The sequence below is a fragment of the Stenotrophomonas pavanii genome, assembly GCF_900101175.1.
GTDB classification, from domain to species: domain Bacteria; phylum Pseudomonadota; class Gammaproteobacteria; order Xanthomonadales; family Xanthomonadaceae; genus Stenotrophomonas; species Stenotrophomonas pavanii.
This window is the reverse complement of the sequence record NZ_FNFQ01000008.1, coordinates 1-18,522: the sequence shown is the minus strand read 5'-3', so window position 1 is coordinate 18,522 and position 18,522 is coordinate 1. Positions and strand designations below refer to the sequence as shown.

At 69.1% G+C, this 18,522-nt stretch carries 22 protein-coding genes and 1 pseudogene; 13 read left to right on the top strand and 10 right to left on the bottom strand.

Features of this window, described 5'->3' with window-relative positions:
* Nucleotides 1-27 precede the first annotated feature (27 nt).
* Nucleotides 28-2,565 carry a methyl-accepting chemotaxis protein gene (locus tag BLS66_RS13990; RefSeq protein ID WP_074726123.1) on the bottom strand — a complete coding sequence of 846 codons (2,538 nt, stop codon included), beginning with the start codon at nucleotides 2,563-2,565 and terminating at the stop codon, nucleotides 28-30.
* A gap of 201 nt (nucleotides 2,566-2,766) precedes the next feature.
* On the opposite strand from BLS66_RS13990, the gene BLS66_RS13985 reads away from it, so the two are divergent.
* A complete protein-coding gene (locus tag BLS66_RS13985; RefSeq protein WP_074726122.1) occupies nucleotides 2,767-3,606 on the top strand; it encodes an arylamine N-acetyltransferase family protein in 840 nt (279 codons plus the stop codon).
* A gap of 72 nt (nucleotides 3,607-3,678) precedes the next feature.
* Here BLS66_RS13985 and BLS66_RS13980 read toward each other — a convergent pair whose 3' ends face one another.
* Complete coding sequence (locus tag BLS66_RS13980; RefSeq protein ID WP_074726121.1) at nucleotides 3,679-4,050, bottom strand: VOC family protein; 372 nt, start codon at nucleotides 4,048-4,050, stop codon at nucleotides 3,679-3,681.
* A gap of 82 nt (nucleotides 4,051-4,132) precedes the next feature.
* Here BLS66_RS13980 and BLS66_RS13975 point away from each other — a divergent pair, with 82 nt between their 5' ends.
* Nucleotides 4,133-4,849: a transporter substrate-binding domain-containing protein gene (locus BLS66_RS13975; protein WP_074726192.1), complete on the top strand. Its 717-nt coding sequence runs from the start codon at nucleotides 4,133-4,135 to the stop codon at nucleotides 4,847-4,849.
* 25 nt (nucleotides 4,850-4,874) lie between these two features.
* Here BLS66_RS13975 and BLS66_RS13970 read toward each other — a convergent pair whose 3' ends face one another.
* Nucleotides 4,875-5,774 carry a LysR substrate-binding domain-containing protein gene (locus BLS66_RS13970; protein ID WP_049470912.1) on the bottom strand — a complete coding sequence of 300 codons (900 nt, stop codon included), beginning with the start codon at nucleotides 5,772-5,774 and terminating at the stop codon, nucleotides 4,875-4,877.
* Between the two features lie 98 nt (nucleotides 5,775-5,872).
* Between BLS66_RS13970 and BLS66_RS20775 the strand changes: the two genes are divergently transcribed.
* Nucleotides 5,873-6,016, top strand: coding sequence for a hypothetical protein (locus tag BLS66_RS20775; protein WP_167357711.1), 144 nt, complete (start codon nucleotides 5,873-5,875; stop codon nucleotides 6,014-6,016).
* Between the two features lie 10 nt (nucleotides 6,017-6,026).
* Here BLS66_RS20775 and BLS66_RS13965 read toward each other — a convergent pair whose 3' ends face one another.
* A complete protein-coding gene (locus tag BLS66_RS13965; protein ID WP_053506852.1) occupies nucleotides 6,027-6,593 on the bottom strand; it encodes a GIY-YIG nuclease family protein in 567 nt (188 codons plus the stop codon).
* Between the two features lie 178 nt (nucleotides 6,594-6,771).
* On the opposite strand from BLS66_RS13965, the gene BLS66_RS13960 reads away from it, so the two are divergent.
* Nucleotides 6,772-7,554 (top strand): D-alanyl-D-alanine carboxypeptidase family protein, encoded by a 783-nt coding sequence (locus BLS66_RS13960; RefSeq protein ID WP_074726120.1) that lies wholly within the window; start codon nucleotides 6,772-6,774, stop codon nucleotides 7,552-7,554.
* Nucleotides 7,555-7,567: 13 nt separating this feature from the next.
* Here BLS66_RS13960 and BLS66_RS13955 read toward each other — a convergent pair whose 3' ends face one another.
* A complete protein-coding gene (locus BLS66_RS13955; RefSeq protein ID WP_074726119.1) occupies nucleotides 7,568-8,161 on the bottom strand; it encodes a TetR/AcrR family transcriptional regulator in 594 nt (197 codons plus the stop codon).
* Between the two features lie 16 nt (nucleotides 8,162-8,177).
* Nucleotides 8,178-8,774 (bottom strand): NAD(P)H-dependent oxidoreductase, encoded by a 597-nt coding sequence (locus BLS66_RS13950; protein WP_074726118.1) that lies wholly within the window; start codon nucleotides 8,772-8,774, stop codon nucleotides 8,178-8,180.
* Nucleotides 8,775-8,898: 124 nt separating this feature from the next.
* Between BLS66_RS13950 and BLS66_RS13945 the strand changes: the two genes are divergently transcribed.
* Entirely contained in the window at nucleotides 8,899-9,432 is a 534-nt protein-coding gene (locus tag BLS66_RS13945; RefSeq protein WP_074726117.1) for a hypothetical protein, read from the top strand.
* A gap of 57 nt (nucleotides 9,433-9,489) precedes the next feature.
* On the opposite strand, the gene BLS66_RS13940 is transcribed toward BLS66_RS13945, so the two are convergent.
* Nucleotides 9,490-10,317: an isocitrate lyase/PEP mutase family protein gene (locus BLS66_RS13940; RefSeq protein ID WP_049470899.1), complete on the bottom strand. Its 828-nt coding sequence runs from the start codon at nucleotides 10,315-10,317 to the stop codon at nucleotides 9,490-9,492.
* A 163-nt stretch (nucleotides 10,318-10,480) separates the two neighbouring features.
* On the opposite strand from BLS66_RS13940, the gene BLS66_RS13935 reads away from it, so the two are divergent.
* The 5 genes from BLS66_RS13935 (at nucleotide 10,481) to accC (ending at nucleotide 13,963) form a co-directional block, all read left to right on the top strand.
* On the top strand, nucleotides 10,481-11,209 hold the full coding sequence (locus tag BLS66_RS13935) for a DOPA 4,5-dioxygenase family protein (protein WP_074726116.1): 729 nt from the start codon (nucleotides 10,481-10,483) through the stop codon (nucleotides 11,207-11,209).
* A gap of 75 nt (nucleotides 11,210-11,284) precedes the next feature.
* The gene (locus BLS66_RS20595; protein ID WP_143025172.1) at nucleotides 11,285-11,524 is read left to right on the top strand and encodes a hypothetical protein; all 240 of its coding nucleotides are present in this window, start codon (nucleotides 11,285-11,287) and stop codon (nucleotides 11,522-11,524) included.
* Between the two features lie 78 nt (nucleotides 11,525-11,602).
* A complete protein-coding gene (gene aroQ, locus BLS66_RS13930) occupies nucleotides 11,603-12,046 on the top strand; it encodes a type II 3-dehydroquinate dehydratase (protein WP_053461544.1) in 444 nt (147 codons plus the stop codon).
* A 59-nt stretch (nucleotides 12,047-12,105) separates the two neighbouring features.
* Complete coding sequence (accB, locus tag BLS66_RS13925; protein ID WP_005419696.1) at nucleotides 12,106-12,585, top strand: acetyl-CoA carboxylase biotin carboxyl carrier protein; 480 nt, start codon at nucleotides 12,106-12,108, stop codon at nucleotides 12,583-12,585.
* Between the two features lie 10 nt (nucleotides 12,586-12,595).
* Nucleotides 12,596-13,963: an acetyl-CoA carboxylase biotin carboxylase subunit gene (accC, locus tag BLS66_RS13920; protein WP_014648613.1), complete on the top strand. Its 1,368-nt coding sequence runs from the start codon at nucleotides 12,596-12,598 to the stop codon at nucleotides 13,961-13,963.
* Between the two features lie 115 nt (nucleotides 13,964-14,078).
* Here accC and BLS66_RS13915 read toward each other — a convergent pair whose 3' ends face one another.
* Together BLS66_RS13915 and BLS66_RS13910 are read right to left on the bottom strand one after the other, a co-directional pair.
* A complete protein-coding gene (locus tag BLS66_RS13915; protein WP_032959077.1) occupies nucleotides 14,079-14,453 on the bottom strand; it encodes a hypothetical protein in 375 nt (124 codons plus the stop codon).
* Nucleotides 14,450-15,415: a hypothetical protein gene (locus BLS66_RS13910; RefSeq protein ID WP_064239371.1), complete on the bottom strand. Its 966-nt coding sequence runs from the start codon at nucleotides 15,413-15,415 to the stop codon at nucleotides 14,450-14,452. The genes BLS66_RS13915 and BLS66_RS13910 overlap by 4 nt, the downstream gene beginning before the upstream one ends.
* Nucleotides 15,416-15,578: 163 nt before the next feature.
* On the opposite strand from BLS66_RS13910, the gene prmA reads away from it, so the two are divergent.
* The 3 genes from prmA (at nucleotide 15,579) to fis (ending at nucleotide 17,697) form a co-directional block, all read left to right on the top strand.
* Nucleotides 15,579-16,499 carry a 50S ribosomal protein L11 methyltransferase gene (gene prmA / locus BLS66_RS13905; RefSeq protein WP_049470890.1) on the top strand — a complete coding sequence of 307 codons (921 nt, stop codon included), beginning with the start codon at nucleotides 15,579-15,581 and terminating at the stop codon, nucleotides 16,497-16,499.
* Between the two features lie 42 nt (nucleotides 16,500-16,541).
* Nucleotides 16,542-17,306 (top strand): DUF3426 domain-containing protein, encoded by a 765-nt coding sequence (locus tag BLS66_RS13900; protein WP_074726115.1) that lies wholly within the window; start codon nucleotides 16,542-16,544, stop codon nucleotides 17,304-17,306.
* A gap of 115 nt (nucleotides 17,307-17,421) precedes the next feature.
* Nucleotides 17,422-17,697, top strand: coding sequence for a DNA-binding transcriptional regulator Fis (gene fis, locus BLS66_RS13895; protein WP_005419706.1), 276 nt, complete (start codon nucleotides 17,422-17,424; stop codon nucleotides 17,695-17,697).
* Between the two features lie 315 nt (nucleotides 17,698-18,012).
* Here the strand turns inward: fis and BLS66_RS13890 are convergent.
* A pseudogene (locus BLS66_RS13890) lies at nucleotides 18,013-18,522 on the bottom strand (IS110-like element ISStma6 family transposase); the annotation flags it as partial.

The following is an 18,522-nucleotide window of genomic DNA, read 5'->3' as shown; positions in this document are numbered from 1 at the left end:
GGCCAGCGGCCGGCACCACCGGCAGATTCAGGCCGCCGCGCGCGCCTGTGGCATCGACTGCAGGCGGAATGCGCCCACCGCTTCGGCCAGGGCATGCACCTGCGCCTGCATCTGCGCCGTCGAGGCACCGGCCTCTTCCACCAGGCTGGCATTGCGCTGGGTGCTGGCTTCCATCTGCACGATGGTCTGCTTCACCTGCGCAATACCTGCATGCTGGTCCTGCGAAGCACGACGGATGCCGGCAAGCAGATCGGCCAGCTGCTGCACGCTGCCGACGATCTCCCCCATGGTCGCGCCGGCCTGCCCGGCCTGAAGGTTGCCTTGGCCGGCACGCGCCACTGAATCCTCGATCAGCCCCTTGATCTGCTTGGCCGCCTCCGCACTGCGCTGCGCCAGCAGGCGCACTTCTGCAGCCACCACGGCGAAGCTTCGGCCCTGCTCGCCGGCGCGCGCCGCTTCCACCGCCGCGTTCAGGGCAAGGATGTTGGTCTGGAAGGCAATGCCATCGATCAACTGGGTGATGTCGCCGATCCGTCGCGAGGCCTCGCTGATGCCCTGCATGGTCGCAACCACCTGCCCAACCGCCTCGCCACCACGCCGGGCCACTGCCGCCGCGCCCTGGACCAGGGCATCGGCGCGACCTGCTGCATCGGCAGTGCGGCCGACGGTATCGGTCAGCTCATGCATCGAGGCGGCGGTCTCCTCCAGATTGGCGGCCTGCTGTTCAGTGCGCTGCGACAGGTCATGGTGACCGGCAACGATCTCGCCGACACCGGCATCGAGGCGGGAGGCTGCCTGCTGGATGCGGGTGACGATGTGGCCCAGCTGCGCGACGGTGGCGTTGGCATCGTCGCGCATGCGCGCGAACACCCCCTGCAGTTCTCCTTCCATGCGCACGCTCAGATCGCCACGGGCCAGTGCGGCCAGCAGCACCTGCAGATCGCCGAGATTGCTTTCGAAGGTGGCCAGCAGGCGATTGATGCTGGTGGACAGCGTGCGCACGAAGCCCTGCTTGCCGTCCAGCCCGATGCGGCCGTGCAGGTCGCCCTGTGCGGCGGCATCGACCAGCGCTGCCACTTCGGTCTCCAGCAGGGTTTCCAGCGCACGGCTGCGCCACTCCACTGCCACGCCGAGGAATTGTCCTTCGTCGATGATGGCATTGGCGATCAACTGGTAGCGGACGCCGGCATGGCTGATCTCGCGCTCCTCGCGCTGGCGCAGGCCGGCCAGGCTGGCCAGCGCCGGATGCAGGCGCACGGCTTCGCCGCCAAGCAGCGCTTCGGCCGGACGTTCCAGCTGCTGCAGCAGCGCCGGATTGGCATAGGCCACCCGGCCTTCGGCATCGATCACCATCAGGCCGGCCTGCGCACTGTCCAGTGCCTGGCGCACGCGGGTGTTGCCGCGCGCCACGGCACGCTCGGTCTCGATGCGTGCGCGCAGGCGCTGCTGCATCTCCACCAGGCGCTGGGCCAGCTGGCCGATCTCGTCGTTGGCGTTGTACACACGCAGCGTGGTGTCCAGGCGGTCGTCGGCGATGTCGCTGGCGAAGCGCAGGGTGTCCTGGATCGGCTGGCGCACCGCCCGCCGCACCAGCACCAGGCTGGTGATCAGCACACCGGCAACCAGCAGCAGGGTCAGCGCGAACAGTACGCTCATGGCGCGGGCCCCGGCCTGCTGGCGCGCCTGTGCATTGGCCAGCGCGGCGACCTGCGCCTGCTGGAACGCGGCCAGCGCCGGGGCCACGGTGGCAGCGGTATCCAACAGCGACTGCGCCTCCACGTCCAGGCCAACGCGGGCTGCGGTGTATGCCAGCACGGCGGCCTGATACGCCTCCATCCCGCTGCGCAGGGTGTCCTGCGCATCGGTGGGCAGGCCCGCCAGCGCGAGGTCGAACGGCAGCTTTTCCTCGCTGGCGCGGTCGGCGTGGGTGGAGTCGCCGTCGAGCAGCAGCAGTGCCTCCTGCCTGCGCATCTTCTGCAGGGACAACGCCAGCGACGGCCGTTGCAGCGCATCCACCTGTGCCTCCAGGGCGTCGGCCGCCTGCTGCAGCTGCGCGGCCAGGCCGGCATCACCACGCCCCATCTCATCGACCCGTTCGAACAGGGCCGCCACACCCTGCGAGAACGCGCCGGCGGCCTCGGTCAACGCCTGCAGCGCCTTGCGACGTCCGGCGTCCATGGGCATCGCGCGCAGCGCCTGCAGATCGAGCTGCAGCGCTTTCTGCGTAGCCAGCAGCTGCGCGCGGTCGGCATCGTCGAAACTGCGTGCATACTGGATCTGCAGGCGGCGTGCTTCGGCCACCCGCGTGGCCAGGCGCGCGGCCAGATCACTGCCGCGCTGGTAGCTGGCCTGGCTGCGCGCCGCCTGTGCGCTGGCATGGCCGGTCCAGGCGTAGACGGCGGCGATCGCAACCAGGCCCAGGCCGCACACCCACAGCGTTGCCTTGAGCTTGTTGGCCACGCTGAGCCGGTGCGGTTGCAGCCACAGCAGCAGGCCGGGGGATGCCGCGCGCAACGCGGCAAGGCGCGTACGCACGGACCGGAGGTGGGGGACAACGGCCGACATGACAGACTCCAGGCGGAAAGACGCACCTGTATCGGCCGGAACCTGAGGGACTTTAGGCCATTTTCCTCCCGGCGCCACCGGCGGCGGGGGACGCGCTCTTTGTACCGGGCACAGGCGACGGCGGCATGACACCGCCGCCGCGCTTGACCTCAACCCCGGTTGCGGGAGCACAGTGGACCTCCCCTCCCCCCCGGTGACTGCATGACGACGCTCGATGTCCCCCGCTACCTGCAACGCCTGGAGCTGGATGCGCCGCCACCGCTGACGCTGGCGGGCCTCACCCTGCTGCAGCAGCGCCACAATGCGCTGCTGCCGTTCGAGACCCTCAGCTGCCTGTTGCGCGATGCGGTGCCGATCGACCTGGACAGCGTGCAGCGCAAGCTGCTCGACGACCGCCGTGGCGGTTACTGCTTCGAACTCAATGGCGGCCTGCTGGCGCTGCTGCAGGCGTTGGGATTCGATGCGCAGCCGTTGAGCGCGCGCGTACTGCTGGCCGCCCAGGACGGCGAACTGACCGCGCGCACCCATCTGCTGCTGCGCGTTGAGGTGGACGGCGATGACTGGCTGGTGGATGCCGGTTTCGGCAGCCTCACGCCGACCGTGCCGCTGCGCCTGCATGATCCAAAGCCGCAGGCCACGCCGCACGAGCGCTATCGGCTGCGGCGACTGCCCGGTGACGGTGATTTCGTGCTGTCGGCCGAATCCAGCGATGGCTGGCGGGCGATGTACCGCTTCGACCTGCAGGCACCGGCACCGATCGACAACGTGGTGGGCAACTGGTACGTGTGCACGCATCCCGATTCCAGTTTCCCCGGCCAGCTGCGCGCGTCGCTGACCGGGCCGGACTGGCGACGCACCATCGGCAGCGGCAACTACACCGAGTATCGCCCCGGGCAGGCACCGGACAAGCGCCCGCTGCATGATGTTGGCGACGTGCGCGAGGTATTGCAGCAGCGCTTTGGCCTGCGGCTGCCGGACGATCCACGGCTGGACCCGGCGATCAACGACTGGCTGCAGCGTTCGCGCGCCGCGACGATGTAGCGGATGCACGTGCAGCGTCGTGCCATGCCTGGCGGGCGGCGGCGTCAACAGCCGCCGGGCATGGGCTCGGCGCTACGGCATCCTGCGCGCCTGCAGCGCAATGCGGTTGCCTTCGCTGTCCACTATCTCGGCCACGCGCCAGTGGCCGGCATCGGCCGGGCCGAAGCGCAGCTCCGCGCCCGCCGTCAGCGCGCGGCCGAGGCTGGCGTCCAGGTCAGCAACCCCGATGTAGATGCGCGCCCCGTGCTCGGACGACTGGTAGTCGGCTCCCTGCACCAGCGCCATGCTGGCGCCGGCGGCCTCGTCGGCAAACGGCAGGTAGGCCATCCTGCAGTCATGCAGCAGGATCGGGGCGTCCACCACCACCTGCAGCCAGTGCTGGTAGAACGTGATGGCCCGGGCCAGGTCACGGACCGGTATCTCGACGTGCAGAATCGGGTTCATGCGCGCAGCTTAGCCGGATACTGACACCCCCTTGCAGGGCAGCACTGGCATGCTGGACGGCCCCTTCCCCGCGGAGTCCTGCATGTCCCTGGCCGAACACCGAAGTGCGCTGGCACCGCTGGGCTTTCTGCGCGTGGCCATCAACCTGGGCAATCCGGTCCTGGCGCAGGGCGATGCGCGTTCACCCCGCGGGCCGTCACTGGAACTGGCCACCGCACTGGCGCAACGCATCGGCGTGCAAGCACGCTTCCGCTGTCACGACGCCGCAGCCTCGGTGGTCGCTGCGGCCAGCGAGGATGGCTGGGACCTGGCTTTCCTGGCCATCGATCCGGCGCGCGCCGACCGCATCGCCTTCAGTGCGCCCTACGTCGAGATCGAAGGTACCTACCTGGTGCGCGAGGACAGCCCTGCACGGCAGGTTGACGACCTTGACCGCGAGGGCCTGCGCATCGCGGTCGGGCGCGGGGCGGCCTATGACCTGTTCCTCAGCCGCGAACTGCGCCACGCCACGATCGAGCGGGCCGAGACGTCGGCAGCGGCGATCCGCCTGTTCGCGCAGCAGCGCCTGGATGCCGCCGCCGGCGTGCGCCAGCCGCTTGCCGCCTGGGCGCAGGCACACCCGGGCCATCGCGTCCTGGCCGACCGCTTCACCGCGATCCAGCAGGCCGTGGCGGCGCCGGCCTCGCGCCCGGCCGAAGCGTTGCAGGCCCTGTTCGACGAGGTGGAGGCGATCAAGGCCGGCCCGTTGCTGGAAGCCGCGTTCGCCCGTGCCGGGCAAGCGGTGACGCTGGTCCGATGACGGTAGCGTCGAGCCATGCTCGACGTTACAAGCGCGCGTTTTCCATGTGCCGCACGTGCTCGTCGGCCTGTGCGTGCAGCCAGTCGCGGAAGGCAAGGAAGCCGCGATGACGGGCAGACCGCTGCGGATAGACCAGCCAATGGGGCCAAGCCGTTTTCAGGCGCTGGCTGGACAGTGCCACCAGCTGGCCGGAGTCCAGCAGCAGGCGCGCGCGCGTCACCCGCCCCAGCGCCACGCCCACCCCGTCCAGTGCTGCGCGATGGTGCGCCTCCGAATCATCCAGCACCGCCACGAAACGCGACGGAGGGCGCTGACCGCTCAGTGCAAACCATGCGCCCCAGGCACCATCGGGGTCTCCCAGCAGCGGCCATTGGTTCAGCGGCACCCGGTCGGTCCCTCCCATGCGTTCGATCAGCGCCGGGCTGGCCATCGGCAGCAGCCACTCATCGAACAGCGGTTCCACCACCAGGCCCGGCCATTGCCCGCTGCCCAGCCGCAGGGCCGCGTCGAACTGGCGCTGCCGCTCGAAATCGACCAGGCGTTCACTGGACTGCAGATTGATCTCGATCTGGGGGTGTGCTGCCACGAAGTGTCCCAGGCGCGGCACCAGCCACGCCGAGGCCATCGAGGGCACCGCACTGATCGTCAGCACGTGTTCGGCGCGCGCGGCATAGGGTTGGAAGGCTTCGTTGATCGCATCCAGATGCGGGCCCACCTGTTCCAGCAGGCGCTGGCCCTCCAGGGTGAGGGTGACGCCACGCGGCTGGCGGACCAGCAGCGGGTGCCCCAGGCGCTCTTCCAGCTGGCGCATCTGGTGGCTGAGGGCGCTGACGGTCAGGTTCATCGCCGCCGCCGCGCGCGACAGGTTGCCCAACCGTGCGGCGGCCACGAAGCCCTGCAGGGCGTGAAGCGGGGGACGGGACATCCGGCTTGAATTCCTCTCAAGGCTAGCTTGCGGAAATGTCGCTTTTTCGGCACCCATGCTGCCCGTATCGTGCAGTCCACTCAAGTGGAGGCACGCTCATGAACATCTTCGGCAGCCTGTTGTTCCTGCACGGCCATGTGACCAACGCTGAACTGGCGCGGCAGCTGGCCAGCCCGTCTGCGGCCCCGCCGCGGCATGCACCGCAGCCGTCCGTGCCGGCGCCACGCGCGCGCTCCCGCTGAGGCCGTTCGCTCAGCGGGCATACCAGCGCTGAACATGTTCGGGCAGCCACGGCATCGGATCGATGTCCAGCGCCCGCACTCCGTCCAGCGTGTCGCGCAGGGCGCGCTCGCCCGGCCCGCCGGGCATGCGCAGGCCTTCGTCCTCCGGCAGCTGCACCGCCGCCCAGTCGTGCAGCCGGTCCAGGCGCAGTTCCCATGCGGCCCGCAACCATGCCCGCAGCGGGTAGCAGCGGTAGCCCCGGTCGTTCAACGCCTCGACGGCGATCAACAGTGCCTGGTTGGCACCGCGCACCCACTCTGTGTGCCCGCCGGCCTTGTCGTGCACCGTCATCGGCGCCGGCGCGCGGTGTGCCTTCAGCGGCGTGCGCAACCGGAGCTCCAGATCGCGGGCCTCGCGCTCGTTCTCGGCCTCCACCAACAGGCCCGCATCGAGATCGAAGAACTCGAACCAGCGCCGGTGCAGTGCAGTGATGCGCCCCAGCGGATCACGGGAGAAGCCGATCTTCGCGTAATCCTCCCATGCGCAGGGGAAGACATAGGCAAAGACCCGGCCGTCGGTACGGATATCCGCGTGCATGTGCGCAGGCTGCCTGTGCTGCAGCCCGGACGCAACCGGGCGTTACCGTGGGCGCGGCAGGCCTTCCTGCACCGCGGCCGTCAGGTCCGCAACGGCCGCAGGCCGCGCTTCGATGGTGCAGCTTCATGCAGCCGCAGCGGACTATCCTTGCCGATCGCCCCTGTCATCGGCCATTGCCATGCCGTCTCCTGCGCCTGCACACCTGCCGGTCTCATCGATCACGCTCGAAGCCGGCTCCTTGGCGGTGATCCACCAGCACCATGCCGACACAGCGCGCCAGCCGGCATCGCTGACCAAGCTGATGACGGCCTACGCCACCTATGCGTGCATTGAAGGGCGCGGGCGCTGCTGGGACGACGCCGTCACCATCGCCGCCGAGGATGTGCATGCCGTAGCCGATGATGAAACACGCATGGGCCTGGTCCCGGGCGAAACGATCACGCTGGCGCGCCTGCTGGAAGGGCTGATGGTCGTCTCCGGCAATGATGCCGCGCTGGCGATCGCGCGCCACCTGGACGGATCGCAGGCCGCATTCCTGCAGCGCATGAACCACCACGCGCACCAGCTCGGCCTGCGCAGCACCTGGTTCGCCAGCGTCTCTGGCATCACCACGCCGCATCACGCCTCCAGCGCGCGCGACATGGCGGTGCTGGCCGCCTGCCTGCTGAACGATCATCCGCAGATACTGGCGATCACCGCGCAGCGCGCGTTCGCGCATCGCAGCGTCAACCGCAGCAACCAGAACGCCCTGCTTGGCGAGGACGGCGTGGATGGACTGAAGACCGGCTATACCCGGGCCGCAGGCTTCTGCCTGGCGGCGACCGCCTGCCGGCCAGTACCTGGGCGGGAGCAGCCAGTGCGCCTGGTCACCGTGGTGCTGGGCTCCGGAAGCCGCGACGCGCGCGACGCGCTGGTGCGCGACCGGCTGGCCGCAGGATTCGCTGCACTGGCCACCGCCTGAGCGGCGGTGCGCCTCAGCGCCGCTTGACCGTGGCCACAATCAGCCGCTGCAGCTCGGCTTCGGCGTTGGCCTTGTCCAGCGCGCCTGCTATCACGCCCTCCGACAGGGTCTCGGCGGCGCCGAGGATGGCCCAGCGCCCCGCCAGCGGCACGGTGCCGTCGGCGGCGAACGGCCCCAGCCAGACCTGGCAGTTGTCGATGAAGTCCTGCTGGTAGCGCCGACGTACCTCATGGAGTTCCGGCGCGCCTACCAGCGCAGCGAGGATGCCCTGCACTTCACTGCCCTGGCTGAGAACGCAGTCGATGTAGCCGGAGGCGATGGCCGCCGCACGATCGGCCAGTTGTGCCCTGGCACGGCCGATACGCTCGTGGAAGACCACGGTCTGCCGCCCGTCATAGTCATCGTAGAGCGCCGCCAGCAGTCCGTTGCGGGTCACGAAGTGATCGTAGGCCACCGGCTTGGTCACACCGGCCGCCTCGGCCAGCCGCCCCAGCGTCAATGCGTCGGTGCCTTCTTCGCCGATCAGCGCCCAGGCCACGTCCAGCAACTGGCGGGCGCGTTGCTCGCGGGTCAATCGGCGGCGCGTGGGGGCGGCGTGGGCGGGCATCGGCGGAACATGGCGATCAGTGCGTCGGAGCGCCGATTTTACGGCCGATCGCCAACGCGGTCTGCAGATGCGCGTCAGCCGCACCGGCATCGGCGTCCAGCAGCAGATCGGACGACAGCACCGGCGCACCGCAGTAATCTAAGATGCCCCTGTCGATCTGGGTCTTCATCGCCGCAGCGTAGCCACGGCGTTCGACCATCTCCGCGCCGGCGCCGCCGAGGGCCACCAGGTGCACGCGCAGCCGCTGCAGCTTCTTCTGCACTTTGCCGTCGGCGCCATCCTGGTAGGCCCAGCCCTGGGTGAAGACGCGGTCGATCCATCCCTTCAGCACTGCCGGCAACGACCACCAGTACAGCGGATAGACCAGCACCAGCGCATCACTGGCATCCAGCCGAGCGTGCTCGGCCGCGACATCGGCAGGCACCGCGCCGGTGCCGCGGAACAATGCCTGGTCGTGGCGGTTGAAGCGCGGATCGAAGCCTTCGGCGATCAGGTCGGCGTAGGCCACGGTGTTACGGCTGTCGGCGCCGCAGATGGCGTCGCCGATGCGATGCGCGATCGCGTGGGTGAGTGAACCGGGTTCCGGGTGGGCGATGACAATCAGGCTGTGCATGAGGTGCTCCGCAATCAATACCTACCAATAGTAGGTAGCGGATCGCGGGATACCAGCGTCATGCGTGGGATGCTGTTTTCGTGTGCGCCGTATAGTGCGTCGGTTGCCCGGAGGAGGTTCGAGGATGCACGCACGCCTGTCTGCGCTGTTGCTGGCCCTGCTGTGGGCCGTGCCCGCAGGGCCGGCCCTGGCCGGTGAACTGGGCCCGGCCGAATCGGCCGCCCTGCGCCAGGATGCGCAGGCGATGATGGCGGCATTCGCGCGCGGCGACACCGACCTCATCATCGCGCGCACACATCCCAGCCTGAAGCAGCTGGCCGGAGGCGACGAGGCCTATGCACAGATGGCCCGCGACACGGTCAAGGCGCTGCGCAGGGCCGGGGTCAGCGTCATCAGCGATGAAGCCGGCGTACCGGGCCGCACCTACGCGGCCGGCGACGAAGAAGTCTGCTTCGTGCCGCGCCAGTCACTGCTGCGCGTGCGCGAAGCACCGATGCGCAGCACCTCGTTCCTGGTCGCCGTACGCCGCACCGGTACGACGCAATGGCGCTACCTGGACGGCGCGGCGATGCTGGACAACCCGGCACTGCTGCGGCAGCTGCTGCCGGCGCTGGAGCCGGGCGTGCCGCTGCCCAGCGGTGGGATGGAAGCGCTGTAGCCGCAGGCGCGCGTCCCTCCACGCACGGGGTGGCTCCATTGCAGGCCTGGGCGTGCGTCAGCGGAACAGCGCGTTCAACGCCGCGCCCGAAGCCGCCTGCTGCAGGCCATCGAAGCGCCCGTCCTGCATGATCGGCTCGACGGCCTGCATCAGCCCACCCCATGCCGCGCGCGCCAGCGCACCGCCCAGGCTGATCCGGCGTACGCCGAGGTCGGCCATCTCCTGCAGGCGCAGCGGTGTCGGTCCCCCCACCAGCAGGTTCACCGGCGTCGAGCCCGCAGCGGCGACCACGGCACGGATCTGCTCGCGCGTGCTGATACCCGGGGCGTACAGCACATCGGCGCCGGCCTCGGCATAGGCGCGCAGGCGCCGCAGGGTGTCCTCCAGGTCGGGCACGCCAACGAAGAAATTCTCGGCGCGCCCGACCAGCAGCACGTCGGCCCCGGCACGGTCGATGGCCGCACGGGCGGCGCGCAGTCGCTCCACTGCCTGGTCGATCGGACGCAGCGGTGCATCGGCCACGCCGCTGGCATCCTCGATCGACAGCGCCGCGATACCGGTGTCGATGGCCGCCGCCACCGCCTCTTCCACTGCCTGCGGCGTTGCGCCGAAACCATCGCCGAAGTCGGCATTCAACGGCAGCGACGTCGCCGCCGCCATCAGGCGCAGATGGGCCAGCGTGGCCTGCAGCGAAACCGCGCCATCCGGCCGCCCTTCGCTCCAGGCACAGCCGGCGCTGGTCGTCGCCAGCGCCTGGAAGCCTTGCCGCTGCAGGTAGCGGGCGCTGCCCACGTCCCACGGATTGGGCAGCACGAAACAACCGCGCGCATGCAGCTGGCGGAAACTCGCGCGCTTGCGCTGGGTGTCGGCATCGAGCGGGGTCATGGCGGGCTCCTGGGCGGCAGTCCTGCACCCTAGCCCGCCCCGCGGCGGCACTCAATCACGGCGTGGGCCAACCTGCATGAGGTGATGCCGCCTGCTTATTGGACGCCGCGGGGTGCAGTGCCCGAGCGTGCTTGCCTGCCCTACAGTGCCCCACGGAGCCCCGATGCACCCGGACCCGCAGCCCCTGATCGATGCCGGCGACGATGACGCCCGCTGGGCCGACCTGCTCTCGCCCGCGCGCCGTCGCCTGATCGCGTCGGCCGGGCTGGCCGCTGGCGGCCTGGCCAGCGCATCGGCCGCCAGCGCGGCCCCGCGCAGTGACAGCGCCGTGAACACCACCGAACCGGGGCGCCCCGGATTCCGCGCCATCGTCCCGCCACCGGCGAAGGGCCGCAGTCCCTGGGGGCTGGCCACGGCCAGCGAACCGACCCCGCGCCCGGCCAGCGTGCGCCCTGGCGAGGCCACGCTGCCCACGGCCCCGCGCGCCTACACCGACATCAAGAGCTACCACGCGCATATCTACTTCGACGAAGACAGCTTCGAGAAGGCCGCACTGCTGCGGCGCTGGGCCGCCGAACGCTTCCCGGTGGAACTGGGCAACTGGAACCTGGAGCCGCGCGGCCCGCACGTCACCCCGTCGTTCTATTTCGGCTTCACCAACGACCTGCTGCCGGTGCTGGTGCCGTGGCTGCAGCTCAACAGCCTGGGCCTGACCATCCTGATCCACCCCAACACCGGCGATGGCCGCGCCGATCATCTGTACTACGCGTTGTGGGTGAACCGCGCGCAGCCGGTGAACGCCTACAACTGGCCGGTGCCCAGACCCGGCGAACGCGAGCCGCTGGAGGAAGTCTTCCCGAACGTGGTGCCGACCGTGCCGCTGGAGACGTGAGCGCGCAGATGCACCGTGGCGGGTGCGTGGCGGGTGCGCACCGGACCTTGGGCTGCCCCTCGGTGGGTGCGTAGCGTGCTGCGCACCGAACTTCCTTCATCCACGCATGGCGTGGATCCACTGATCGGCGGTCTCATCCACGCATGGCGTGGATCTACCGCATCGCGGCCCATGGCGACATCAGTCTTCTCCCCGCCTGCCGCCATCGTCGGCCTACGTGCATGCATCGGCCACCTGCCCGGCGTTCAGCGCGCCTTGATCCAGCGCACGGCATACGGCCGCAAGCCCTTCGGCGAATTTCAAACGATCGATTGAAACGCTGCAAACTTCGCCGAACTGGACAGCATCCGCCGGTTCCGCCAGACTGCCGCCCTTTCCCGTCTACCGGATCCCATGGCGAAGCTGCTGGTCCTGCACGGCCCCAACCTCAACCTGCTCGGTACCCGCGAGCCGGAGGTCTACGGCCACACCACGCTGGCCGACATCGACCAGGCCCTGGCGACCCAGGCTGCCTCCGCCGGGCACGCGGTGGAAAGCCTGCAGTCCAACGCCGAGCATGTCCTGGTGGACCGCGTGCAGGCCGCGCGCAACGACGGAACCGCGTTCATCCTGATCAACCCCGCCGCCTTCACCCACACCTCGGTGGCCCTGCGCGATGCGCTGGCGGCGGTGGCGGTGCCGTTCATCGAGATCCACCTGTCCAACCCGCATGCCCGCGAACCGTTCCGCCAGCACAGCTACTTCAGTGACAAGGCGGTGGGCGTGGTATGCGGCTTCGGTGCCGACAGCTACCGCTACGCGATGGACGCGGCGTTGCTGCGCGTATCCGCCACCTGATTGTCGACCCGGGCGCCCTCGGCGCTCTCCTCACCTAGATAGAAACCAAAGAGGCCCTCATGGATCTGCGCAAAATCAAGAAGCTGATCGACCTGCTGGAAGAGTCGAACCTGGCTGAAATCGAAATCAAGGAAGGCGAAGAGTCGGTGCGCCTGTCGCGCGCCCCGGTGGCCGGCTATGCCGCCCCGGTCGCCGCGCCGGTGTATGCCGCTCCGGCCGCCCCGGCGCCGCAGGCGATGCCGATGCAGTCGCCGACCGAAGCCTCCACCGGCGGCAGCGCCAAGCCGGGCCCGGCACTGCCGGAAGGCCACGTGCTGCGCTCGCCGATGGTCGGCACCTTCTACGCCTCGTCCGCCCCGGACAAGCCGGCCTTCGTCACCGTGGGCCAGCAGGTCAAGGAAGGCGAAACCCTGGCCATCATCGAAGCGATGAAGATGTTCAACCCGATCGAAGCCGACACGTCCGGCACCATCGTTGCCATCCTCGGCGAGAACGGCCAGCCGGTGGAATTCGACCAGCCGCTGTTCGTGATCGGCTGAGGGGCGCGCCATGCTCGACAAAGTCGTCATCGCCAACCGAGGGGAGATCGCGCTGCGCATCCTGCGCGCGTGCCATACCCTCGGCATCCGCACGGTGGCCGTGCACTCCACGGTCGACCGCAACCTCAAGCACGTGGCCATGGCCGACGAGTCGGTCTGCATCGGCCCGGCGCCGTCGCCGCAGAGCTACCTCAACATCCCGGCCCTGATCGCGGCAGCGGAAGTCACCGATGCCCAGGCCATCCACCCGGGCTACGGCTTCCTGTCGGAGAACGCCGACTTCGCCGAACGCGTGGAAGAATCCGGCTTCATCTTCATCGGCCCCAAGGCCGACACCATCCGCATGATGGGTGACAAGGTCGAAGCCATCCGCGCGATGAAGGCCGCGGGCGTACCGTGCGTGCCCGGCTCGGGCGGCCCGCTCGGCGAGGACATCGTCGCCAACACCAAGATCGCCCGCGAGATCGGTTACCCGGTCATCATCAAGGCGGCCGGCGGTGGCGGTGGTCGCGGCATGCGCGTGGTGCACGCCGAAGCCTCGCTGAAGACCTCGATCGAAACCACCAAGAGCGAGGCCAAGGCCGCGTTCGGCAATGGCGAGGTCTACATGGAGAAGTTCCTGGAGAATCCGCGCCACGTGGAAATCCAGGTGCTGGCCGACGGACAGGGCAATGCCATCCACCTCGGTGAGCGCGACTGCTCGATGCAGCGCCGCCACCAGAAGGTGGTGGAAGAGGCACCGGCGCCGGGCATCACCGCCGAGCAGCGCGAGCAGATCGGCAAGGTCTGCGTGGAAGCCTGCATCCGCATCGGCTACCGCGGCGCGGGCACGTTCGAGTTCCTGTACGAGGACGGCCGCTTCTACTTCATCGAGATGAACACCCGCATCCAGGTGGAACATCCGGTCACCGAAATGGTCACCGGCATCGACCTGGTGGCCGAGCAGCTGAAGATCGCCGCCGGCCAGAAGCTGTCGATCAAGCAGAGCGACGTGGTGCTGACCGGCCATGCCATCGAGTGCCGCATCAACGCCGAAGATGCTGAAACCTTCGTGCCGAGCCCGGGCACCATCACCGGCTTCCATCCGCCGGGCGGCCCCGGCGTGCGCGTGGACACCCACATCTACAGTGGCTACCGCGTGCCGTCGAACTACGACTCGATGATCGGCAAGCTGATCGTGCACGGCCCGGACCGCGAAACCGCCATCGCCCGCATGCGGGTGGCACTGAGCGAGATGGTGGTCGACGGCATCAAGACCAACATCGCGCTGCAGCAGCGGATCATGCGCGACAAGGGCTTCCAGGCCGGTGGCCAGAACATCCACTACCTGGAAAAGCGCCTGGCCGAGCGCAAGAACAAGCCGATCGCACTGACCTGATCGGCAGCAGGGACTGGACACGGAAAGGGCGGGGATATCCCCGCCCTTTTCTGTTGCTGTGGAGCCGATGCCGCAAAGCACGGCCGGCCAGGGGCTGGGCCCTGCAGCGGCCGCGTCAGCGCTTGTCGGCCACGTCGGCCGGAATCTGCGAATGGGCCAGCGGCCGCACGCCATTGGGCGAGGTCGGATCGACGATCACCATGGTTTCGGTGGAACCATCCGGCCACACCACCTGGAAGGTGCTGCCGGCCGGCAATGAAGCGAACGGCATGCCGCTCTGCGCGCGATAGACCGCAGCCACCTGGCTGGCGCCGGCGCGGCGCACGTCTTCCTGCGCCTTCACCGTGGTCAGCTCCACCTTCGACAGGTGCCGGTAGCGATCCTCGTAGGTATCGATCATCAGCAGGCCGACCGCACCGGCCGAGTAGGCCACGAACAGCGCCACCCAGAACCAGAACTTGGCCCCATGCAGGAATCGACGGTAATTCATCGCCCGTCCCTCTTTCCAACCAGTCGCTTGATCCATTCCTTCATTTTCCCAGCACCTTGCCGCGATACCGCAGCGTCATACACGAAATCCCGGAAATCCTGCGCCCCATCCTGCGAACAGATCCCTCCGTTCGCGCAAAAACTGTTGACCAGCACGCTGTCGGCCCCACACGGCAGACCGAGTTCGCAGGCCGCAAGCCGCCATGCAAGCTCGCTGAGCTGCTCGCCCGCCACCAGGCCATCCAGCGCGCGGTCACCCGCCGCACGCACGCCCATGGCCGGCGCGATGGCCATGTAGGCCTCCGGATCGCGCGAGGTGCGCACGCGCTCGACCAGGTCACGGCGGTACTCGGCGCTGTCATGCAACGGCTCGCCCTCGGCGAACAGCGATGCTTCCGCAGCCAGGTTGCCCTGCGCGGCCGCCTTGCGGCGCTCGGCCAGCACCAGTGCCGCGCCCAGCTTGTCGCCCGGGACGAAACCGCCGCACCGCTGCGCCACGCGCTCGCGCGCCTCGATCATCGCCGGCGCCGCCGTCAGCCCCAGCCCGCTCAGCACGTTGTTGTCCAGGCGGTAACCGCCCGGGTCGAGCGCGTACTGGGCGCAATAGTCATAGACGCGGCTGAGCATCCAGCGCGCTTCGTGGTTGCCGGTGTCGGCCTGCACGCGCAGGCGCTGCGCGTAGGCGTACAGGTCGCTGGCGTCTTCGATGTCGGCGCGAAGGTCCAGCGGCAGGCCCGACGGCAGCATGTTGCCGCGCTCGAAGGCCGCCAGCCGCCGCGCCAGCGCCTCGGGGACCACCGGCAGCGATGCGGCGCTGTCAGCGCTGGCCACTGCGGTCGGCAGCTCCGGCGATGGCGATGCCACCGCCGCCGCATGGCCGCTGGCCCGGTACCCGGCCACGCCCAGCACGGCCACCGCCGGCAGCACGAGCAACCAGGTTTTCAGGGTCGGAGCCAGAGCCATCGGCGAGGTGAGCGTTCACGGCACGCAGGAAAGCGCCGAGTTTAGCAAGGCCCGGCAGGGCTGTCTGAACTGCCCCCGTTCATATCGAGGCGGCATCTCAGGCAATACGGAGACGCCCCGATGGTCTAGCATGGCCCCCTTTCCCGCGACTGTCCCCACCGCCATGCCGTTCCTGGAACTGACCCTGCGCTGCACCGAAGCCACCCAGCCCCGCTATGAGAATGCGCTGGAGGACGTCGGCGCCCTGGCCGTGACCCTGCTCGATGCCGAAGCCGACACCAGCAACGAACAGGCCATCCTCGAACCCGGCGTGGGTGAAACGCCGCTGTGGGACACCCTGGTGCTGAGCGCACTGTTCCCCGCCGACAGCAATGCGCTGTTGCTGCTGGCCGCGCTGGAATCGTTCGATCCGGAACTGGACTGGAGCAACGGCAGCTTCCGCGCCGTCGAGGATGAGGACTGGGAACGCGCCTGGCTTGACCAGTTCCAGCCGATGGATTTCGGCAGCCGGACCTGGATCGTGCCGTGGAACCATGAACTGCCGGACGCCGCGCAGGCCGCCGATGCTGCCGTGGTGCGGCTGGACCCCGGCCTGGCCTTCGGCTCGGGCACCCATCCGACCACCGCCCTGTGCCTGCGCTGGCTGGACCAGCTGGCCGTCGATGGCCTGCTGCAGGGACAGCGCGTGCTCGACTTCGGCTGTGGCTCGGGCATCCTCGCGCTGGCCGCGTTGAAGCTGGGTGCCGCCGAAGCGATCGGCGTGGACAACGACCCGCAGGCGCTGGTCGCCACCGCCGACAATGCCGAGCGCAACGGCGAGCAGGCCCGCATGCACGTGTACCTGCCGCAGGACGAACCGGTCGCCACCTACCCCATCGTGGTTGCCAACATCCTCGCCTCGGCACTGGACGCGCTGGCCGAGCTGCTGGCCGCGCGCGTTGCCGTCGGGGGCCGCATCGCCCTGTCGGGCATCCTGCAGGGCCAGGAAGGCGAACTGCTGCAGCGCTATGCCGCATGGTTCGACGACCTGCAGGCCACCCAGGATGGCGACTGGATGCGTATCACCGGCGTGCGCCGGGCCTGATCATGATTGAATGACCGCTGGATCCGAGCCCGCACCCTGAGCATGTCCGAGCCGCCCCCGCCGCGCCGTCCCCTGGCCACCTTCCTGCGCCCCGCGCCGGAAGCCGAGGCCGCACCTGAGACCGACGCGCGCACGCCCGAACCAGCGATGCATGACGTTGCGGCGCCGCCCCGCGACCCGGTCGATGCGCCCGTGCCGCCCAGGGCAGAGACACAACCGTTCGACGACGCCGTCATCGCCGACGAGGCGGTCGTGGTCGAACCCGTCGTGGCGGCCCCGGTGCCGCAGGCGGTAGCCAGCGATGCGCCAAGCTTCCTGGGCACGTCACGCCCCCGCGCACTCCCGCTGCCGCGCTGGCACTGGGGGCTGGTCGCCGCGCTGGCACTGCTGCTGATCCTGCAGAGCGTGCTGGCCGATCGTGACCGGCTGGCCGCCGACGCCGGCAACCGCGCCTGGCTGGGCGCACTGTGCGGCGCGCTGCGCTGCAGCCTGCCGGCGTGGCACGAGCCGACCGCGTTCACCATGACCAGCCGCGAGATCCGCCCCCTGCCCGGGCAGGCCGGTGTGCTGCAGGTGCAGGCCAGCATCCGCAACGATGCGCGCTGGGCACAGGCCTGGCCGGACCTGCGCCTGTCACTGTCCAATGCCGATGGCCGGGTGATCGGCAGCGGCGTGTTCACGCCCGCGCAGTACCTCGGCGAAAGCCCGGGCACGACCGTGCTGGAACCGGGCCAGAGCGCGCGCATCGCGTTCCGCGTGCAGGAGCCCGCCGCGTCCACCGTCGCATTCACCTTCGACTTCCTCTGACCAAGGTAGAGGCGACCAGCCGTGGCAGGTCGGGCACGCTCGCGCTAGACTGGCCGCCACCACCTCGTCCGGCCGCGCGCTCCGCGCGCACGGGCCAACCAGATCGGGAACCCCCTTGAACGCTGTCCTCTCTCGTCCTGACAACAGTCGTGGCGCTCCCCGGCCACCGCTGCGTGAACACGTCGCCCAGTCCGTACGCCGCTACCTGCGTGACCTCGATGGCTGCGACGCGGACGATGTCTACGAGATCGTGCTGCGCGAGATGGAAATCCCGTTGTTCGTGGAAGTGCTCAACCACTGCGAAGGCAACCAGAGCCGCGCCGCAGCGATGCTGGGCATCCACCGCGCGACCCTGCGCAAGAAGCTGAAGGAATACGGCATCAGCGCGTAAGCGCGCGGGTGGGCCGTGCCGGCCGCTGGCCGGCAACCCAATGAACGATGGCAGGTTGCTGTTGCTGTTGCCGGCCAGCGGCCGGCACTACCGGTACATCCACGCCATGCGTGGATGCCCCCCCGGCAATCCTGCGGCCCGTCAGTAGATCCACGCCATGCGTGGATGCCCCCCCGGCGATCCCGCAGCCCGTCCAGTAGATCCACGCCATGCGTGGATGCCCCCCCGGCGGATCCCCGGCCCGTCAGTAGTTCCACGCCATGCGTGGATGCCCCCCCGGCGGATCCCGCGACCCGTCCAGTAGCAACTGTCTTGTCAGGGGCAGCCGAGGGCCACCTCGGCGTCCCGCTTACGGGCGTTGAGGATCACCAGCATTTTGCGCATGACCGCCACGAGCGCCACCTTGCTCGCTTTGCCCTTGGCCTTCAGACCAGCGTAAAACGCGCGCAGTCTTGGCTCGTACCGGATGGCCGTCAGGGCCGCCATGTAAAGGGCTTCGCGTACCACCGCGCGCCCACCACTGATCCGCCGTTGGCCCTGCCAGGTGCCACTTTCGCGGTTCATCGGGGCCAGCCCCACCAGCGACGCTATGGCTTTGCTTCCCAAGCTGCCCAGTTCGGGCAACTCGCAGGCCAATGTGCTGATCAGGATGGGGCCGACGCCTTTGAGCGCGCCGATGTTCTTCCAGCCAGGTTGTCCCTCAAGCTGCTCGGCAATAGCTTTGTCCAGTTGCTTCAGGTCGTCAGATAGCTGAGCTATATAGCGTTGCTTCATCGCAATCAGATCCGGATCGACCAATCGCCGCAAGCGCTGCATCTCACTGAC

What these genes read in the sequence shown, in the direction of transcription:
- BLS66_RS13990 (WP_074726123.1), bottom strand. Translation starts at nt 2,565, where the DNA reads ATGTCGGCCGTTGTCCCCCACCTCCGGTCCGTGCGTACGCGCCTTGCC.
- BLS66_RS13985 (WP_074726122.1), top strand. Translation starts at nt 2,767, where the DNA reads ATGACGACGCTCGATGTCCCCCGCTACCTGCAACGCCTGGAGCTGGAT.
- BLS66_RS13980 (WP_074726121.1), bottom strand. Translation starts at nt 4,050, where the DNA reads ATGAACCCGATTCTGCACGTCGAGATACCGGTCCGTGACCTGGCCCGG.
- BLS66_RS13975 (WP_074726192.1), top strand. Translation starts at nt 4,133, where the DNA reads ATGTCCCTGGCCGAACACCGAAGTGCGCTGGCACCGCTGGGCTTTCTG.
- BLS66_RS13970 (WP_049470912.1), bottom strand. Translation starts at nt 5,774, where the DNA reads ATGTCCCGTCCCCCGCTTCACGCCCTGCAGGGCTTCGTGGCCGCCGCA.
- BLS66_RS20775 (WP_167357711.1), top strand. Translation starts at nt 5,873, where the DNA reads ATGAACATCTTCGGCAGCCTGTTGTTCCTGCACGGCCATGTGACCAAC.
- BLS66_RS13965 (WP_053506852.1), bottom strand. Translation starts at nt 6,593, where the DNA reads ATGCACGCGGATATCCGTACCGACGGCCGGGTCTTTGCCTATGTCTTC.
- BLS66_RS13960 (WP_074726120.1), top strand. Translation starts at nt 6,772, where the DNA reads ATGCCGTCTCCTGCGCCTGCACACCTGCCGGTCTCATCGATCACGCTC.
- BLS66_RS13955 (WP_074726119.1), bottom strand. Translation starts at nt 8,161, where the DNA reads ATGCCCGCCCACGCCGCCCCCACGCGCCGCCGATTGACCCGCGAGCAA.
- BLS66_RS13950 (WP_074726118.1), bottom strand. Translation starts at nt 8,774, where the DNA reads ATGCACAGCCTGATTGTCATCGCCCACCCGGAACCCGGTTCACTCACC.
- BLS66_RS13945 (WP_074726117.1), top strand. Translation starts at nt 8,899, where the DNA reads ATGCACGCACGCCTGTCTGCGCTGTTGCTGGCCCTGCTGTGGGCCGTG.
- BLS66_RS13940 (WP_049470899.1), bottom strand. Translation starts at nt 10,317, where the DNA reads ATGACCCCGCTCGATGCCGACACCCAGCGCAAGCGCGCGAGTTTCCGC.
- BLS66_RS13935 (WP_074726116.1), top strand. Translation starts at nt 10,481, where the DNA reads ATGCACCCGGACCCGCAGCCCCTGATCGATGCCGGCGACGATGACGCC.
- aroQ (WP_053461544.1), top strand. Translation starts at nt 11,603, where the DNA reads ATGGCGAAGCTGCTGGTCCTGCACGGCCCCAACCTCAACCTGCTCGGT.
- accB (WP_005419696.1), top strand. Translation starts at nt 12,106, where the DNA reads ATGGATCTGCGCAAAATCAAGAAGCTGATCGACCTGCTGGAAGAGTCG.
- accC (WP_014648613.1), top strand. Translation starts at nt 12,596, where the DNA reads ATGCTCGACAAAGTCGTCATCGCCAACCGAGGGGAGATCGCGCTGCGC.
- BLS66_RS13915 (WP_032959077.1), bottom strand. Translation starts at nt 14,453, where the DNA reads ATGAATTACCGTCGATTCCTGCATGGGGCCAAGTTCTGGTTCTGGGTG.
- BLS66_RS13910 (WP_064239371.1), bottom strand. Translation starts at nt 15,415, where the DNA reads ATGGCTCTGGCTCCGACCCTGAAAACCTGGTTGCTCGTGCTGCCGGCG.
- prmA (WP_049470890.1), top strand. Translation starts at nt 15,579, where the DNA reads ATGCCGTTCCTGGAACTGACCCTGCGCTGCACCGAAGCCACCCAGCCC.
- BLS66_RS13900 (WP_074726115.1), top strand. Translation starts at nt 16,542, where the DNA reads ATGTCCGAGCCGCCCCCGCCGCGCCGTCCCCTGGCCACCTTCCTGCGC.